This window comes from Streptomyces sp. NBC_01506 (assembly GCF_045040295.1).
Lineage (GTDB): Bacteria > Actinomycetota > Actinomycetes > Streptomycetales > Streptomycetaceae > Streptomyces.
The window spans coordinates 3,799,708-3,816,764 of record NZ_CP109422.1; the positions used below are offsets into that span (position 1 = coordinate 3,799,708).

Annotated in this window: 12 protein-coding genes and 3 rRNA genes; 2 read left to right on the forward strand and 13 right to left on the reverse strand. The window is 65.8% G+C overall.

Annotated elements, in window-relative coordinates:
* Window positions 1-14 precede the first annotated feature (14 nt).
* The 8 genes from OG329_RS16560 to OG329_RS16595 form a co-directional block, all read right to left on the reverse strand.
* Complete coding sequence (locus OG329_RS16560) at window positions 15-227, reverse strand: helix-turn-helix domain-containing protein (RefSeq protein ID WP_014046653.1); 213 nt, start codon at window positions 225-227, stop codon at window positions 15-17.
* A 128-nt stretch (window positions 228-355) separates the two neighbouring features.
* The gene (locus OG329_RS16565) at window positions 356-1,171 is read right to left on the reverse strand and encodes a phosphatase (protein WP_405795947.1); all 816 of its coding nucleotides are present in this window, start codon (window positions 1,169-1,171) and stop codon (window positions 356-358) included.
* 360 nt (window positions 1,172-1,531) lie between these two features.
* The gene (locus tag OG329_RS16570; protein WP_405795948.1) at window positions 1,532-2,704 is read right to left on the reverse strand and encodes an acetoin utilization protein AcuC; all 1,173 of its coding nucleotides are present in this window, start codon (window positions 2,702-2,704) and stop codon (window positions 1,532-1,534) included.
* Window positions 2,673-3,932 (reverse strand): MFS transporter, encoded by a 1,260-nt coding sequence (locus OG329_RS16575; RefSeq protein WP_405795949.1) that lies wholly within the window; start codon window positions 3,930-3,932, stop codon window positions 2,673-2,675. The genes OG329_RS16570 and OG329_RS16575 overlap by 32 nt, the downstream gene beginning before the upstream one ends.
* Before the next feature lie 43 nt (window positions 3,933-3,975).
* On the reverse strand, window positions 3,976-4,620 hold the full coding sequence (locus OG329_RS16580; protein WP_405795951.1) for an HAD family hydrolase: 645 nt from the start codon (window positions 4,618-4,620) through the stop codon (window positions 3,976-3,978).
* Window positions 4,621-4,699: 79 nt separating this feature from the next.
* A 5S ribosomal RNA gene (gene rrf, locus OG329_RS16585) occupies window positions 4,700-4,816 on the reverse strand.
* Between the two features lie 79 nt (window positions 4,817-4,895).
* Window positions 4,896-8,036 (reverse strand): 23S ribosomal RNA (locus OG329_RS16590).
* A 319-nt stretch (window positions 8,037-8,355) separates the two neighbouring features.
* Window positions 8,356-9,879, reverse strand: a 16S ribosomal RNA gene (locus OG329_RS16595).
* The 16S, 23S and 5S rRNA genes sit together here, the layout of an rRNA operon.
* Before the next feature lie 757 nt (window positions 9,880-10,636).
* On the opposite strand from OG329_RS16595, the gene trpS reads away from it, so the two are divergent.
* Entirely contained in the window at window positions 10,637-11,635 is a 999-nt protein-coding gene (trpS, locus tag OG329_RS16600) for a tryptophan--tRNA ligase (RefSeq protein ID WP_405795953.1), read from the forward strand.
* On the opposite strand, the gene OG329_RS16605 is transcribed toward trpS, so the two are convergent.
* The gene (locus OG329_RS16605) at window positions 11,602-12,603 is read right to left on the reverse strand and encodes a GlxA family transcriptional regulator (RefSeq protein ID WP_405795955.1); all 1,002 of its coding nucleotides are present in this window, start codon (window positions 12,601-12,603) and stop codon (window positions 11,602-11,604) included. The genes trpS and OG329_RS16605 overlap by 34 nt on opposite strands.
* 75 nt (window positions 12,604-12,678) lie before the next feature.
* On the opposite strand from OG329_RS16605, the gene OG329_RS16610 reads away from it, so the two are divergent.
* On the forward strand, window positions 12,679-13,269 hold the full coding sequence (locus OG329_RS16610) for a cysteine hydrolase family protein (RefSeq protein WP_405795957.1): 591 nt from the start codon (window positions 12,679-12,681) through the stop codon (window positions 13,267-13,269).
* Window positions 13,270-13,291: 22 nt separating this feature from the next.
* Here the strand turns inward: OG329_RS16610 and proC are convergent, their stop codons facing one another.
* The 4 genes from proC to OG329_RS16630 all read right to left on the reverse strand — a co-directional run bounded on the left by proC (window position 13,292) and on the right by OG329_RS16630 (window position 16,992).
* Window positions 13,292-14,101 carry a pyrroline-5-carboxylate reductase gene (proC, locus tag OG329_RS16615; protein WP_405795958.1) on the reverse strand — a complete coding sequence of 270 codons (810 nt, stop codon included), beginning with the start codon at window positions 14,099-14,101 and terminating at the stop codon, window positions 13,292-13,294.
* A gap of 131 nt (window positions 14,102-14,232) precedes the next feature.
* Window positions 14,233-15,027, reverse strand: a complete 795-nt coding sequence (locus tag OG329_RS16620; protein ID WP_405795960.1) for an ABC transporter permease — start codon at window positions 15,025-15,027, stop codon at window positions 14,233-14,235.
* Window positions 15,024-15,797: an ABC transporter ATP-binding protein gene (locus OG329_RS16625; RefSeq protein ID WP_405795962.1), complete on the reverse strand. Its 774-nt coding sequence runs from the start codon at window positions 15,795-15,797 to the stop codon at window positions 15,024-15,026. The genes OG329_RS16620 and OG329_RS16625 overlap by 4 nt, the downstream gene beginning before the upstream one ends.
* Window positions 15,798-15,918: 121 nt before the next feature.
* Window positions 15,919-16,992, reverse strand: a complete 1,074-nt coding sequence (locus OG329_RS16630; RefSeq protein WP_405795963.1) for an NAD(P)/FAD-dependent oxidoreductase — start codon at window positions 16,990-16,992, stop codon at window positions 15,919-15,921.
* Window positions 16,993-17,057: the final 65 nt, after the last annotated feature.

Genomic DNA, 17,057 nt, shown 5'->3' on the forward strand with positions numbered 1-17,057 from the left:
ATCCGAGGGAAATCTCAGGCGGATTCGACCCCCACGAAAGACTCGCGGAGATACTCGTGAACCGCTTGCTCCGGAACCCGGAAAGATCTACCCACCCGGATCGCCGGCAGATGACCACTGTGCACCAATCGGTACACGGTCATCTTCGACACTCGCATCACCGAGGCGACTTCCGCCACGGTAAGGAACTTGACCTCGTTGAGAGGTCTCTCGCTGCCAGCAGCCATGACCCACCTGTACCTTCCGCACCCGACGGCCACCGGCTTCCCCTCCGGTGACTCTTCGTCGTTGTGCGCTCACTCCCCAGACTAGGGGCGGGTGGTACGAGTGGGGAAGAGGAGCAGCACATGGTCGCCTACTGTGACAGACGGGCTCGATTGAGTACATAGCGCGTCAGCGGACGGTAAAAATCGGACCGCACGCCGTCGTCAACCGGAACGACGACGGAGACGCGCCCCTCGGCCTCACCCACGAACAGCGCGGGGTCGTCGGTGTCCGCGAGACCGATGGCCTCAATGCCCAACTGACCTGCCCCGCAGACCCATCCATGGTCTCCGACGACCAACTCGGGAAGCGGCCCGCCGGCCTCGGCGGCACTGTCCAGCACAACCCGAACGGGGAGGGGGGAATGGCTGTGTGCGCCGGTCTCACTCCCGGCGTGCGATGTTTCGGATTCCCGCACCAACGCGACTCTTCGTACGTAGTCGAGGTGGTGCGTGCGTACGCCGAACCGGGTCGTTATGTCGATACATCGCCCCTTCGCGGGGGTGAGTACGAGGCATCCCGCCGCCGACAAAGCGTCTGCCAGCCCCGCGTAGAACCCGATCAACCGGTGCGGATGCCCGGTCCCGAACAGCACGGGAGCCCGCCGGCCGGCCGCCGCGCCGAGGCGCGCGGCGAAGGCGTCGAGGCTGCTCAACGTCCGCTCGGGGTCGATGACATCACCGCCGGAGACATACGCCGGATCCCCGGAGACCCCGCACCGGTCGGCCATGAGCCGTAGCAAGTCCCGCTCGCACCAGGCCCGTTCGGGGGTGAGCCCCAGCGTCGCGCGCGGATCACCGGCGGCGAAGAGGCGGTAACTGCGCAGGCTCTGCTCCCGCGTGGTGGCCACGGCGCCGGCCAGTCCGGTGGCCAGCAGGTGGGCCCGTAGGGCTCCGGTACTCAGCACACCCCGATGCTCCCGCAAGACACCACGCCCTGAACCAAAACGCCTGCGCCACCCCACAGTTGGCGTAACCCAGACAAGCCCGCCCGCCCCCAATAAGCCGGTCCGGCGATTGAGGACACGACTGGGCCGTGCGCCCAACCAAGCCCACCCGCCACAACAAGCCCGTCCGGCGATTGAGGACACCACCAGGCCGGCCAATCAAGCCCGTCCGGCGATTGAGGACACGACTGGGCCGTGCGCCCAACCAAGCCCGCCCGCCACAACAAGCCCGTCCGGCGATTGAGGACACCACCAGGCCGGCCGATCAAGCCCGTCCGGCGATTGAGGACGAACCGCCCACCGGGCGGCGGCGGCCCCGGTTCAAGCCAACAGCCCCCGCAACGGAAACACCGCCCGCCGCGTGGCAAGCACCGCCTGGTCCAACCGATCCGCAGGGTCGTAACCGTCGTCCCACGCCGCCCAATCCACCGCCCGCCCATCCGTCATCCGCCGCGGAGCGGACTCGCGCGTACGGGCGTAGACCACCTCCCGCCACGACTCCGGCACCGCCGACTCCGGGTCGATGGGCGCGTGCGCCGCGATCGACACCAGATGCGTCCAGGAGCGCGGCACCACATCCACGACCGAGTATCCGCCGCCGCCCAGCGCGACCCAGCGCCCCTCGTCCACGTACTCGTGCGCCAGGTCGTGGCAGGACGACTGCACCGCGCGCTGCGCGTCCAGCGACACCGCGAGATGCGCCAGCGGGTCCTCGAAGTGCGTATCGGCCCCGTGCTGCGTCACCAACGCCTGCGGCCGGAAGTCCGCCAGCAGCTCCGGCACGACGGCGTGGAACGCCCGCAGCCACCCCTCGTCACCCGTCCCGGCCGGCAGCGGCAGATTGACCGCGCTGCCCTCGCCCGCGCCGTCACCCGTCTCCTCCGGCCAGCCGGTCTGCGGGAACAGCGTGCGCGGATGCTCGTGCAGCGAGATCGTCAGGACGCGCGGGTCGTCCCAGAACGCCGCCTGGACGCCGTCCCCGTGGTGCACGTCCACGTCCACGTACGCGACGCGCTCCGCGCCCAGCTCCAGGAACCGCGCGATCGCGAGCGACGCGTCGTTGTAGATGCAGAAGCCCGACGCGGAGCCGGGCATCGCGTGGTGCAGACCGCCGGCGAAGTTCACGGCGTGGTTCGTCTCGCCGCGCCACACGGCCTCGGCGGCGCCGACCGACTGCCCGGCGATCAGCGCGGACGCCTCGTGCATCCCGGCGAAGGCGGGATCGTCCACCGTACCGATGCCGTACGAACCGTCCGCGGCCCTCGGGTCGGCCGAGTAGCGCCGTACCGCGTCGATGTAATCCTCGTGGTGGACGAGTCTGAGCGTCGAATCCCCGGCCGGCTGGGCGGACACCACGTCCACCACGCCGTCGAGCCCGTACGCGCGCACCAGCTCCCTCGTCAGAGCCAGGCGTACCGGGTCCATCGGGTGACTGGACCCGAAGTTGTAACCCGTTACGGCGTCATCCCACATCAACTGTGCGCGACCGGTCATGCCCGCCACCGTATCGGGCGCTGCCGTCGGCGAACGAGCGGGCATACACAAGCGTCACAAGGATCATGAGCATCGGTACGAGCATCGCGCCCCGGTAGCTCCACACGTCACCGAGCGCGCCGACGAGCGGCGAGCCGATCAGGAAACCCACGTAGTTGAAGATGTTCAGCCGGGCGACAGCCGCGTCGCTGGCCTCGGGAAACATCCGCCCGGCGGCGGCGAAACACTGCGGTACAAGGACGCACAGCCCGAACCCGAGCACGGTGAACCCCAGAATCCCCACCCACGCGCCCGGCGCCAGCGCGACGACCGCGAACCCGGCGGCGGCGAACAGCGACCCGAACCGCACGACGGCGACGGGCCCGAAGCGGCGCACCCCGAGGTCTCCGGCGGCGCGGCCGAGGAGTGTGGTGACCATGTAGGCGTTGTACGGGACGGTGGCGACCTCGTCGGAGCTGCCCAGGACGTCCTGGAGGTACTTCGCGCTCCAGTTGGAGACGGTGGAGTCGCCGATGTAGGCGAAGGTCATGACGAGGCAGAGCGGCAACAGGGCCTTGAAGGCGATGCCCCCGCCCGCGACTGCGCCGGCGCCGGCGCTGGTCGTTCTGGGGCTACCCGCGTCCGTATCCGTATCCGCATCCGCCGCGTCTGTGTACCAACGGCTCCCGACGAGCGCGGCCGGCAACAGCACCACCACGACCGGCAGATACGACACCAGCAGGGACAGATCCCAGTGCGCGCCCGCCCAGGCGAGCGAGGCCCCCACGATGCCCCCGAGGCTGTACGTGGCATGGAAGCCGAGCATGATGCTGCGCCCGTACGCCCGCTGGAGGCGTACCCCCAGCATGTTCATCGACGCGTCGAGCGCACCGACCGACAGCCCGAACGCACCGAGCGACGCGGCGAGTTGCCACACCTGATCACCGGCGGCAACTCCGAGAAGCGCGAGCAGCACGAGCGGCTGGGTCCACCTCAGTACGACCTGGGGACGCACGCGCGCGACGATCTTCTCGGTGAGGACGCTGCCCACACCGGCGAGAATCGGCACGGCCGCCAGAAAGACCGGAAGCAGTGCGTCGGATATCCCGTACCGGTCCTGGATGGCGGGGATGCGCGTGACGAGGAGGGCGAAGGCCACCCCTTGCACGAAGAAGCTCAGCGCCAGGGACACCCGTCCGTGTTTCAACCGCACATCTGTGTTGTCCGGCTTGGCTGTCTTGGCTGTCATGGCCGGACAGCGTATGGCGCCGCGCTACCCAGGGGTAGATGGATCAGCCAAGCAGTTCCGGAAGCTCGGCCATGGAGGAGAAGAACGCGGTGGCGCCCGGCATCTTCTCGACGGGGGTCATCGCGGTGAACGCGTACACGTCCATCCCGGCCGCCAGCGCCGCGGTCACTCCGTGCGGGCTGTCCTCGACGACGACGCACCGCGCGGGAGAGACACCCATGCGCTCGGCGGCGTGCAGGAAGAGATCGGGCGCCGGCTTTCCCCGCCCGACATCCTGCGCGCTGAAGACGATCCCCGGCTCGAACCAACGGTCCAGCCCGGTCTTACGGTGCCCCACCCGGATCCGCTCATGGCTCCCGGACGACGCGACGCAGTACCGCCGCCCGTCCGCGGCCAGCTTCTCCAGCACGTCGGTGACGCCCTCCACCGGCTTCAACTCCCGCTCGAACGCGGCGAATACGCGACTGTGCAGCGTGTCGTCAAAGTCTTCCGGCAGCCGCTGCCCGGTTCTCTCGCGTACGAGATCGTGCACGCGGTGCACGGCGGACCCCATGTAGTCGCGGAGCGAATCCTCGTAGGTGGTGGGATGACCGAGTTCGGTGAGATAGCCGGCGAGGATGGTGTTGGCAAGCGGCTCGCTGTCGACGAGGACGCCGTCATTGTCGAAGATGACCAGTTCATAGCTCATACGCCGACTGTAAACGGCCCCTGAACGCAGAAATGCCTCAGCCCCCGAACACATGGTTCGGGGGCTGAGGCTAAAGATTGTTCGGCGGCGTCCTACTCTCCCACAGGGTCCCCCCTGCAGTACCATCGGCGCTGAAAGGCTTAGCTTCCGGGTTCGGAATGTAACCGGGCGTTTCCCTAACGCAATGACCACCGAAACACAATGAAACACTGAACCAACCGGAAAAAACACGGTCGTTCGTTGTCTCAGAACTAACACAGTGGACGCGAGCAACTGAGGACAAGCCCTCGGCCTATTAGTACCGGTCAACTCCACACCTCACAGTGCTTCCATATCCGGCCTATCAACCCAGTCGTCTACTGGGAGCCTTACCCCATCAAGTGGGTGGGAGTCCTCATCTCGAAGCAGGCTTCCCGCTTAGATGCTTTCAGCGGTTATCCCTCCCGAACGTAGCCAACCAGCCATGCCCTTGGCAGGACAACTGGCACACCAGAGGTTCGTCCGTCCCGGTCCTCTCGTACTAGGGACAGCCCTTCTCAAGACTCCTGCGCGCGCAGCGGATAGGGACCGAACTGTCTCACGACGTTCTAAACCCAGCTCGCGTACCGCTTTAATGGGCGAACAGCCCAACCCTTGGGACCGACTCCAGCCCCAGGATGCGACGAGCCGACATCGAGGTGCCAAACCATCCCGTCGATATGGACTCTTGGGGAAGATCAGCCTGTTATCCCCGGGGTACCTTTTATCCGTTGAGCGACGGCGCTTCCACAAGCCACCGCCGGATCACTAGTCCCGACTTTCGTCCCTGCTCGACCCGTCGGTCTCACAGTCAAGCTCCCTTGTGCACTTACACTCAACACCTGATTACCAACCAGGCTGAGGGAACCTTTGGGCGCCTCCGTTACTCTTTAGGAGGCAACCGCCCCAGTTAAACTACCCATCAGACACTGTCCCTGATCCGGATCACGGACCCAGGTTAGACATCCAGCACGACCAGAGTGGTATTTCAACGGCGACTCCACCGGAACTGGCGTCCCGATCTCAAAGTCTCCCACCTATCCTACACAAGCCGAACCGAACACCAATATCAAACTGTAGTAAAGGTCCCGGGGTCTTTCCGTCCTGCTGCGCGAAACGAGCATCTTTACTCGTAGTGCAATTTCACCGGGCCTATGGTTGAGACAGTCGAGAAGTCGTTACGCCATTCGTGCAGGTCGGAACTTACCCGACAAGGAATTTCGCTACCTTAGGATGGTTATAGTTACCACCGCCGTTTACTGGCGCTTAAGTTCTCAGCTTCGCCACACCGAAATGTGACTAACCGGTCCCCTTAACGTTCCAGCACCGGGCAGGCGTCAGTCCGTATACATCGCCTTACGGCTTCGCACGGACCTGTGTTTTTAGTAAACAGTCGCTTCTCGCTGGTCTCTGCGGCCACCCCCAGCTCACACTGCAAGAGTGATCACCGGAAATGGCCCCCCTTCTCCCGAAGTTACGGGGGCATTTTGCCGAGTTCCTTAACCATAGTTCACCCGAACGCCTCGGTATTCTCTACCTGACCACCTGAGTCGGTTTAGGGTACGGGCCGCCATGAAACTCGCTAGAGGCTTTTCTCGACAGCATAGGATCATCCACTTCACCACAATCGGCTCGGCATCAGGTCTCACCCTGCATGAGAGACGGATTTGCCTATCTCTCGGGCTACACCCTTACCCCGGGACAACCACCGCCCGGGCTGGACTACCTTCCTGCGTCACCCCATCGCTTACCTACTACAAGTCTGGTCCGACGGCTCCACCACTCCCCTACACTCCGAAGAGCTCAGGGCGGCTTCACGGTCTTAGCATCGCCTGATTCAGTACTGGGCGTTTCAAAGCGGGTACCGGAATATCAACCGGTTGTCCATCGACTACGCCTGTCGGCCTCGCCTTAGGTCCCGACTTACCCTGGGCAGATCAGCTTGACCCAGGAACCCTTAGTCAATCGGCGCACACGTTTCCCACGTGTGTATCGCTACTCATGCCTGCATTCTCACTCGTGAACCGTCCACAACTCGCTTCCGCGGCTGCTTCACCCGGCACACGACGCTCCCCTACCCATCCGCACGCCCGTTGAGGCTATATGTACGAATGACACGACTTCGGCGGTACGCTTGAGCCCCGCTACATTGTCGGCGCGGAATCACTTGACCAGTGAGCTATTACGCACTCTTTCAAGGGTGGCTGCTTCTAAGCCAACCTCCTGGTTGTCTCTGCGACTCCACATCCTTTCCCACTTAGCGTACGCTTAGGGGCCTTAGTCGATGCTCTGGGCTGTTTCCCTCTCGACCATGGAGCTTATCCCCCACAGTCTCACTGCCGCGCTCTCACTTACCGGCATTCGGAGTTTGGCTAAGGTCAGTAACCCGGTAGGGCCCATCGCCTATCCAGTGCTCTACCTCCGGCAAGAAACACACGACGCTGCACCTAAATGCATTTCGGGGAGAACCAGCTATCACGGAGTTTGATTGGCCTTTCACCCCTAACCACAGGTCATCCCCCAGGTTTTCAACCCTGGTGGGTTCGGTCCTCCACGACCTCTTACAGCCGCTTCAACCTGCCCATGGCTAGATCACTCCGCTTCGGGTCTTGAGCGTGCTACTCAGTGTCTAATTAAAGACGGCGCCCTGTTCGGACTCGCTTTCGCTACGGCTTCCCCACACGGGTTAACCTCGCAACACACCGCAAACTCGCAGGCTCATTCTTCAAAAGGCACGCAGTCACGACTGTATGTGCAAGCACATACAGCGACGCTCCCACGGCTTGTAGGCACACGGTTTCAGGTACTATTTCACTCCGCTCCCGCGGTACTTTTCACCATTCCCTCACGGTACTATCCGCTATCGGTCACCAGGGAATATTTAGGCTTAGCGGGTGGTCCCGCCAGATTCACACGGGATTTCTCGGGCCCCGTGCTACTTGGGAAATACGCAAGAGAGCCGTACAGATTTCAGCTACGGGGGTCTTACCCTCTACGCCGGACCTTTCGCATGTCCTTCGCCTACCTGTACGGTTTCTGACTCTCCGACCAGCCGGCAGACTGATCAAGTGCACTCCCACAACCCCGTATGCGCAACCCCTGCCGGGTCTCACACACATACGGTTTGGCCTCATCCGGTTTCGCTCGCCACTACTCCCGGAATCACGGTTGTTTTCTCTTCCTGAGGGTACTGAGATGTTTCACTTCCCCTCGTTCCCTCCACATACCCTATGTGTTCAGGTACGGGTGACAGCCCATGACGACTGCCGGGTTTCCCCATTCGGAAACCCCCGGATCAAAGCCTGGTTGACGGCTCCCCGGGGACTATCGTGGCCTCCCACGTCCTTCATCGGTTCCTGGTGCCAAGGCATCCACCGTGCGCCCTTAAAAACTTGGCCACAGATGCTCGCGTCCACTGTGCAGTTCTCAAACAACGACCAACCACCCGCCACCCCGTCCCAAAAGACGAGTTCACCGGGGCCGGCATCCCGAAGACACAAACAGCTCACGCCGCCCGTACCTTCAGACACCCAACAGCGCGCCCGGCCCTCCCGATCCACCCGGACTGCTTTCCACGCCCCCAAGAGGGCAGTACTGACAGGCCATGAAGACCAGGAGTGCCGAATAGTCAACGTTCCACCCATGAGCAACCACCGTCGGACAGGTGCCGACGAAATGGCCTCTGACCAAGCGAACTTGGTAAGAAGTGCTCCTTAGAAAGGAGGTGATCCAGCCGCACCTTCCGGTACGGCTACCTTGTTACGACTTCGTCCCAATCGCCAGTCCCACCTTCGACAGCTCCCTCCCACAAGGGGTTGGGCCACCGGCTTCGGGTGTTACCGACTTTCGTGACGTGACGGGCGGTGTGTACAAGGCCCGGGAACGTATTCACCGCAGCAATGCTGATCTGCGATTACTAGCAACTCCGACTTCATGGGGTCGAGTTGCAGACCCCAATCCGAACTGAGACCGGCTTTTTGAGATTCGCTCCACCTTGCGGTATCGCAGCTCATTGTACCGGCCATTGTAGCACGTGTGCAGCCCAAGACATAAGGGGCATGATGACTTGACGTCGTCCCCACCTTCCTCCGAGTTGACCCCGGCGGTCTCCTGTGAGTCCCCATCACCCCGAAGGGCATGCTGGCAACACAGAACAAGGGTTGCGCTCGTTGCGGGACTTAACCCAACATCTCACGACACGAGCTGACGACAGCCATGCACCACCTGTACACCGACCACAAGGGGGGCACCATCTCTGATGCTTTCCGGTGTATGTCAAGCCTTGGTAAGGTTCTTCGCGTTGCGTCGAATTAAGCCACATGCTCCGCTGCTTGTGCGGGCCCCCGTCAATTCCTTTGAGTTTTAGCCTTGCGGCCGTACTCCCCAGGCGGGGAACTTAATGCGTTAGCTGCGGCACCGACGACGTGGAATGTCGCCAACACCTAGTTCCCAACGTTTACGGCGTGGACTACCAGGGTATCTAATCCTGTTCGCTCCCCACGCTTTCGCTCCTCAGCGTCAGTAATGGCCCAGAGATCCGCCTTCGCCACCGGTGTTCCTCCTGATATCTGCGCATTTCACCGCTACACCAGGAATTCCGATCTCCCCTACCACACTCTAGTCTGCCCGTATCGAATGCAGACCCGGGGTTAAGCCCCGGGCTTTCACACCCGACGTGACAGACCGCCTACGAGCTCTTTACGCCCAATAATTCCGGACAACGCTTGCGCCCTACGTATTACCGCGGCTGCTGGCACGTAGTTAGCCGGCGCTTCTTCTGCAGGTACCGTCACTTTCGCTTCTTCCCTGCTGAAAGAGGTTTACAACCCGAAGGCCGTCATCCCTCACGCGGCGTCGCTGCATCAGGCTTTCGCCCATTGTGCAATATTCCCCACTGCTGCCTCCCGTAGGAGTCTGGGCCGTGTCTCAGTCCCAGTGTGGCCGGTCGCCCTCTCAGGCCGGCTACCCGTCGTCGCCTTGGTAGGCCATTACCCCACCAACAAGCTGATAGGCCGCGGGCTCATCCTGCACCGCCGGAGCTTTCAACCATCCCCCATGAGGGGCACAGTATTATCCGGTATTAGACCCCGTTTCCAGGGCTTGTCCCAGAGTGCAGGGCAGATTGCCCACGTGTTACTCACCCGTTCGCCACTAATCCACCCGAAGGCTTCATCGTTCGACTTGCATGTGTTAAGCACGCCGCCAGCGTTCGTCCTGAGCCAGGATCAAACTCTCCGTGAATGTTTACCCGATATCGGGTGACACCACGAGAGCGGAACAACCAGTCGGAATAAGACCGGCCGTTCACAGCGTCCTCGCTGTGTTTCTATCAAAGGAACCTCAACCCAGCCCACAGAATGTGGACGAGGTCGGGGTATCAACATATCTGGCGTTGACTTTTGGCACGCTGTTGAGTTCTCAAGGAACGGACGCTTCCTTCGAACCCGTCTCCGGGCCCTCCGGGCTTTCCCTTCGGTCTTGCTGTCCTGCGTTTCCGACTCTATCAGAACCTTTTGGCGCCTGATTCCCAGTCAGCGGGATTTGTCTTTCCGGCCCTTCGGCCGTTCCGACGAGTGAGACTTTAGCGGAACCGATCCCCCGACGCTAATCGGGGTTCGCGTCCCTTCGAACGCGGATTCCTCATTTCGCAAAAGCGCATACAAAACAGAGCGACCGGATGTCGCACGTTTGCAGTGGTCTTGCGGAATGACCGTCCGGGGATCGACCGGGGTCGATGCTCACTTCGGACAGCCCGGAGAACATTACGGTCGCACGCGGGACGTGTCAACTTCGGGTCATCGGGGTACGGGGCGCGTACCCTGGCCCGCATGACTACGCATGCGTGTGACTTCAGTTGGCGGGCCGTCTGACGGCGGCCTGCTGACACGTGTGCAACCAACGGCCGCCGCTCTGGCGGCCGTTCGCGTTTCTCCCCTGTTGGAGTTCCGGGAGCCCGGCCCCCACGGCGGCGGCTCCGACCAGGAGTGGGACGACAGACATGACGCGGATCTTCAGCGGGATCAAGCCGACGGGCCATCTGACGTTGGGCAACTACCTCGGAGCCCTGCGCAGGTGGGCGGAGGTGGATCAGTACCGGGCCGATGCTCTGTTCAGCATCGTCGATCTGCATGCCCTGACCGTGGAGCACGATCCGGCCCGGGTGCGCAGGCTCAGCCGGCAGGCGGCGACGCTGATGCTGGCGGCCGGGCTGGACACGGCCCGGTGCACGCTGTTCGTGCAGAGTCATGTGGACCAGCACACCCGGCTCTCCTATCTACTGGAGTGCACGGCCACGGACGGCGAGCTGCGGCGCATGATCCAGTACAAGGAGAAATCCGTCCGGGCCAAGGCCGCCGGACAGAGTGTGCGGACGTCGTTGCTGACCTACCCGGCGCTGATGGCGGCGGACATCCTCGCGTACCGGACCGACGAGGTGCCGGTCGGTGACGATCAGACGCAGCACGTGGAGCTGACCCGCGACCTGGCCGAGCGTTTCAACCTTCGCTACGGGCCGACGTTCACCGTGCCCAGGGCCACGAATCCGCCCGTGGCGGCGCGGGTCATGGATCTGCAGGACCCGAGTTCGAAGATGGGGAAGTCGCACGAGTCCGGGGCGGGGATCGTCTATCTGCTGGACGAGACGGACGTGGTGCGCAAGAAGGTGATGCGGGCGGTCACGGACAGCGGGCGCGAGGTCGAGTACGACCCGGTCGCCAAGCCGGGGGTGGCGAATCTGCTGGAGATTCTGGCGGCGTGCGGCGGCGGGAACCCAATTGAGCTGGCCGGTGTATACGAGTCGTACGGCTCACTCAAGCAAGACACTGCCGAGGCCGTCGTCGAGCTGTTGCGGCCCGTCCGGGCGCGGCATGCGGAGCTTGCGGCGGATCCCGGTCATGTGGATCAGGTTCTTAAGGAGGGTGCGGAGCGGGCCAGAGGGATGGCCCGGCCGGTGGTGGATGCCGCCTATGAGGCGATCGGGCTTCTGCCCGCCGGCTGACGGAATGCGGCGCGGTAGTCGCGTGGGCTGGTGCCGAGGTGGCCGGCGAAGTGCTGGCGCATGGTCACCTCGCTGCCGAAGCCTGTGCGGCTCGCGACCTCGGCCATGGGGAGGTCGGTGCGTTCGAGGAGTTTCTGGGCCGCCGCGAGGCGCTGTGCGATGAGCCAGCGAAGGGGCGTGGTGCCGGTGGTGGCCTGGAAGTGTCGGGCGAAGGAACGGGGGGACATGCCCGCGTGGGTGGCGAGGTCGGTGATGGTGAGCGGCCGGTCGAGGTGGTGCAGGGCGTATTCGCGTACGGAGGCGAGAGCGTCCTCGTCGCGGTCGGCGCGGGGGGTGGGCCGCTCGATGAACTGGGCCTGGGTGCCGGTGCGGTAGGGGGCCGTGACCATCGAGCGGGCGATGGTCGCAGCCGTCTCGGCTCCGTGTGTCGTGCGGACGAGATGGAGGCAGAGGTCGATGCCCGCTGCCGTGCCGGCGGAGGTCCAGATGTTGCTGTCGTGCAGGAAGAGTGCGTCGGGGACGACGCTGACCCGGGGGTGGTGTTCGCGCAGGAGTTCGGTGAGGTCCCAGTGGGTGATGGCGCGGCGGCCGTCGAGAAGGCCGGCCTGGGCGAGGGTGAAGGCGCCTCCGCAGAGTGCGGCGATCGTTGTGCCTCGGCTGTGGGCGCGGCGCAGGGCGTCGAGTACGGGTGCGGGGGCCGGGGTGAGGTGGTCGTCCAGTCCGGGGACGACGATCAGGTCGGCGCGGGTGAGCCAGGCGAGGGTGCGGTCGGGGGTGAGGGTGAGCCCGCCGCGCAGGGGGATGGGCGCGGGGTCGGCGGCCGGGCGGCGGAGGTCGAAGGCGGGCACGCCTCGGCCGGTGCGGTCGACGCCCCAGACCTCGGTGATGACCGAGATGTCGAAGGCACGGATACCTGGAAGGGCGAGGAGGGCGATGCGTTGGGAGATGGGAGCGGGTGCGTCGGCCATGGGTGGCAGTAAACCATCGACCGCTGACTTCTGTAGCTCTGGAGGAGGTGGGTGCACGGCGGCAGCATGGCGTCCATGGAAATCACCGAGAACGCGGCGCTGGTGGTCATCGATGTGCAGCAGGGATTCGAGGAGATGGAGCGCTGGGGTGTGCGGAACAACCCGGAGGCGGACGACAACATCGCCGCGCTGATCGACGCGTGGCAGGCGAGTGGGCGGCCGGTCGTGTTCGCACGGCACGACTCGACGGAGCCGGATTCACCGCTGCGGCCGGGGTATGTGGGGAACGGGTTCAAGGAGTACGTCGAGCGGCGGCGGGGGAAGGGCGCGGCCGGGTCGGAGCTGCTGGTGGCGAAGACCGTGAACTCCGCCTTCTACGGCACGCCGGATCCGGACGCGTGGCTCAAGGCGGCGGGGATCCGGCAGGTCGTGGTGGCAGGGATCCAGACCAATATGTGCGCGGAGACCACGGCGCGTATGGCGGGGAATCTTGGGTACGAGGTGTTCTTCGCGCTTGACGCGACGTACACCTTCGGCCTGGAGGGGCCCTGGGGCTGGGAGTTGAGCGCGCAGGAGTTGGCGCGGGCGACGGCGGTGTCGCTGCACGGTGGTGGTTTCGCCAAGGTCGTGACGACTGAGGAGATGGTGGGGGCGGCGTCAATCTGACCCGGCGCCGGGGGCGTGGCGGTCAGCCGTTGCCGGAGGCCAGTTCGCGGCTGCGGTCGCGGGCGGCTTCGAGCGCGGCGATCAGGGCGGCTCGTACTCCGTGGTTCTCCAGCTCGCGGATGGCGCTGATGGTGGTGCCCGCCGGGGAGGTCACGGCCTCGCGGAGTTTCACCGGGTGCTCGCCGCTGTCGCGCAGCATGACCGCGGCGCCGATGGCGGCCTGGACGATGAGGTCGTGGGCCTGGGCCCTGGGCAGGCCGAGGAGGATGCCGGCGTCGGTCATCGCCTCGACCAGGAAGTAGAAGTACGCCGGGCCCGAGCCGGAGAGGGCGGTCGCCGCGTCCTGCTGGGACTCGGGGACGCGGGCGGTCTTGCCGACGCCGCCGAAGATCTCCTCGGTGTGGTTGAGGTCGGCGGGGGTGGCGTGGCTGCCGCCCGAGATGACGGACATGCCTTCATCGACAAGGACGGGAGTGTTGGGCATGACGCGTACGACGGAGAGGCCGGTGGTGAGGCGTTCTTCGATGAAGGCCGTGGGGATACCCGCCGCGGCGCTGATGACCAGGCGGTCGGCGGGGACGTGGGGGGCGAGTTCGTCGAGGAGCCTGCCCATGTCCTGCGGCTTGACGGCGAGGATGAGCGTGTCGGCGCGTTTGGCGGCTTCGGCGTTGGTGACCGGCTCTACGCCGTAGCGGTCCCGGAGCTGTGCGGCGCGTTCGGCGCGGCGGGTGGTGACGAGCAGGTCGGCGGGGCGCCAGCCGGCGCGGATCATGCCGCTGAGGAGGGCTTCGCCGATCTTGCCGGTACCGAGCACTGCGATGGTCTTGGTCATGCGGGGTCACCTCGCCGGTGGGGTGGGTCCAGGGCCTGTCCTCGGGACCGGGCCCCGGCCGTCGTACGGAACATCCGGGGCCATCCTCGCACCGGCGGCGGGGACGGGCCCGGCATGTCCGAGTGGCGGACCTACGCCGTGCGGCGGCGGAGGGTCGCCGCGCCCAGGGCGAGGACCAGGACCGCGCAGCCGGCGACGATCAGGATGTCGCGGACGAAGTCGCCGGTGACGTCGGAGTGGCGCACGACTTCGTTCATGCCGTCGACGGCGTAGGACATGGGCAGGACGTTCGAGATCGCTTCGAGCACCGGCTGCATGTTCTCGCGTGCGGTGAACAGCCCGCAGAGCAGCAGTTGGGGGAAGATCACCGCCGGCATGAACTGCACCGCCTGGAATTCGGACGAGGCGAAGGCCGAGACGAACAGTCCGAGCGCCGTGCCGAGCAGGGCGTCGAGGAGTGCCACCAGCATGAGCAGCCAGGGCGGGCCGACGACGTCGAGGCCGAGGCCCCAGACGGCGAGTCCGGTGGCGAGGAGGGACTGGACTGCGGCGAGGGCGCCGAAGGCGAGCGCGTAGCCGGCGATGAGGTCGGCCTTGCCGATGGGCATGGCGAGGAGGCGTTCGAGCGTGCCGGAGGTGCGTTCGCGCAGGGTGGCGATGGAGGTGACCAGGAACATCGTGATCAACGGGAAGATGCCGAGCAGTGAGGCGCCGATCAGGTCGAACGTGCGGGGGTTGGCGTCGAAGACGTAGCGCAGGAGGAAGAGCATCACGCACGGGACGAGGATCATCAGCGCGATGGAGCGGGGGTCGTGGCGCAGTTGACGCAGCACCCGGGCTGCGGTGGCCAGGGTCCGGGCGCCGGAGAAGGCGCGTGGGGCGGGGGCCTGCGCCAGGGTCGGCGCCGGGGTCGATGTGGTGCTCATCGGGGGGTCTCCTGGAGTGCGTGGGCGTTGGCCGCGTCGACCAGGTGGAGGAAGGCTTCTTCGACCGTCTCGGCGCCGGTGCGGGCGCGCAGGGCGTCGGGGGTGTCGTCGGCGAGGATGTCGCCCTCGCGCATGAGCAGGAGGCGGTGGCAGCGTTCGGCCTCGTCCATGACATGGGAGGAGACGAGGAGTGTGGCCGCGCGGTCGGCGGCGATGCGGTGGAAGAGTTCCCACAGGTCGCGGCGGAGTACGGGGTCGAGGCCGACGGTCGGCTCGTCCAGCACGAGGAGTTCGGGGGTGCCGAGCAGGGCGACGGCGAGGGAGACGCGGTTGCGCTGGCCGCCGGAGAGCCGGCCGGCGAGGGCGTCGGCGTGGGACATGAGGTCGACGTCGGCGATGGCGCGGTGGACGTTCTCGTCGCGGGCGTCGCGGTGGGAGCGTTTCGGGTCGAGGATCGCCGCGAAGTACTCCAGATTCTGACGGACCGTCAAGTCGTCGTAGACGGACGGCGCCTGGGTGACATAGCCGATTCGGGCGCGCAGCCTGGCGTCCCCGGCCGGATGGCCGAGGACGTCGAGGGTGCCGGTGACTTTCGCCTGGGTGCCGACGACGGCGCGCATCAGGGTCGACTTGCCGCAGCCTGAGGGGCCGAGGAGGCCGGTGATCTGGCCGGCCGGTACGGAGAAGTCGAGGTCGCGCAGGACGGTGCGTTCGCCTCGTACGACGCGCAGGCCGTGGGCCCGGATGGCGGCGTCGGGTTTATTCATCATGCGATGAATACTGCTCTCGCCCGCGCCGCACCGTCAAGGCCCGCACCGTCAAGGCCCGCACCGTCAAGGCCCGCGCCGTCGACGGCCGCACCGTACGGCCCTACCGTCGACGGCGGGGGTATCAGCCGAAGCCGGGGACGAACGGGAGCAGGTCCGGACGGCGGGACGCCGTCTTCAGCAGGCCGATCGGGCCACGGATGGCGATCTCCTTCATGCGCGCCGCCGTACGGCCGGTGACGACGTGCTCGCGGGGCGAGTCGTCGGCCCGTACGAACTGGACCAGCCCGTCACGGCGGCCCAGGCTCAGGCACTGGACGGCGTACGAGAAGCTCAGCGGCTTCGGCTCCTCGCCCCGCAGTTCACGGATGATCGAGGTCCCGACGTGCGAGCCGCAGGGCAGGGCGGCGACGCAGCCCATCCGCAGCGAACCGGCGGCGGTGCTGTGTGCGGCGGCGGAGTCGCCCACCGCGTACACGTCGGGATGGGACACGGACCGCAGCGCCGCGTCGACCTCGACGCGTCCCCCGGCACCGGTGGCGATCCCGGCGGCGCGCGCCATTTCGGTGTTCGGGGTCATCGAGGCGGCCCAGACGACGACGTCGGCGTCGACGTCCTCGGGTCGGGCGACCCGGCGGCCTTCCTCGACGCGTACGCCCCGGGCTGCGAGCACCGCGAGGACATGGGCGCGGCCCTTCTTCGAGAGCCCCGAGCCGACGGCGCCCTCCGTAAGGAGACGCACGCGCCACAAGGGATAGGACTCGGCGAGTTCGGTGGCCAGTTCGATCCCGGTGAGACCGCCGCCCACGACGGTCAGGGCGCCGGAGCCGTTGCGGAGACGTTTGTGCAGTTCGGCGCTGGACTCGACGGTGTACGCCCGGTCGCGGTCGCCGGGTTCGATGGTCCGGGTGCGGCTGCCGAGCGCGTGGACGAGCCGGTGGTACGGAAGGACACGGCCGTCGTCGGTACGCACCTCCCGGGCCTCGGGGTCGATCGCCGCCGCGCGGGAGACGACATGGGTGATGCCGGTCGAGCGGAGGAACGGGTCGAGAGCCCGGGTCACGTCCGGGCGTCCGGCGGCGTGCTCGTGCAGCCGCATACGTTCGGTGAACCGGTCGGCGGGGTCGACGAGGGTGACATGGGCGTACGGGGCGACCCGCAGCGCGGACATCAGACCCGAGTAGCCCGCGCCGACCACGACGACCTGCCGCTTTTCGACCGAAGGGCCACCGGGGGACGAGGCGGACGGGGAGGGGGAAAGGG

What these genes read in the sequence shown, in the direction of transcription:
- OG329_RS16560 (WP_014046653.1), bottom strand. Translation starts at nt 227, where the DNA reads ATGGCTGCTGGCAGCGAGAGACCTCTCAACGAGGTCAAGTTCCTTACC.
- OG329_RS16570 (WP_405795948.1), bottom strand. Translation starts at nt 2,704, where the DNA reads ATGACCGGTCGCGCACAGTTGATGTGGGATGACGCCGTAACGGGTTAC.
- OG329_RS16575 (WP_405795949.1), bottom strand. Translation starts at nt 3,932, where the DNA reads ATGACAGCCAAGACAGCCAAGCCGGACAACACAGATGTGCGGTTGAAA.
- OG329_RS16580 (WP_405795951.1), bottom strand. Translation starts at nt 4,620, where the DNA reads ATGAGCTATGAACTGGTCATCTTCGACAATGACGGCGTCCTCGTCGAC.
- trpS (WP_405795953.1), top strand. Translation starts at nt 10,637, where the DNA reads ATGACGCGGATCTTCAGCGGGATCAAGCCGACGGGCCATCTGACGTTG.
- OG329_RS16605 (WP_405795955.1), bottom strand. Translation starts at nt 12,603, where the DNA reads ATGGCCGACGCACCCGCTCCCATCTCCCAACGCATCGCCCTCCTCGCC.
- OG329_RS16610 (WP_405795957.1), top strand. Translation starts at nt 12,679, where the DNA reads ATGGAAATCACCGAGAACGCGGCGCTGGTGGTCATCGATGTGCAGCAG.
- proC (WP_405795958.1), bottom strand. Translation starts at nt 14,101, where the DNA reads ATGACCAAGACCATCGCAGTGCTCGGTACCGGCAAGATCGGCGAAGCC.
- OG329_RS16620 (WP_405795960.1), bottom strand. Translation starts at nt 15,027, where the DNA reads ATGAGCACCACATCGACCCCGGCGCCGACCCTGGCGCAGGCCCCCGCC.
- OG329_RS16625 (WP_405795962.1), bottom strand. Translation starts at nt 15,797, where the DNA reads ATGATGAATAAACCCGACGCCGCCATCCGGGCCCACGGCCTGCGCGTC.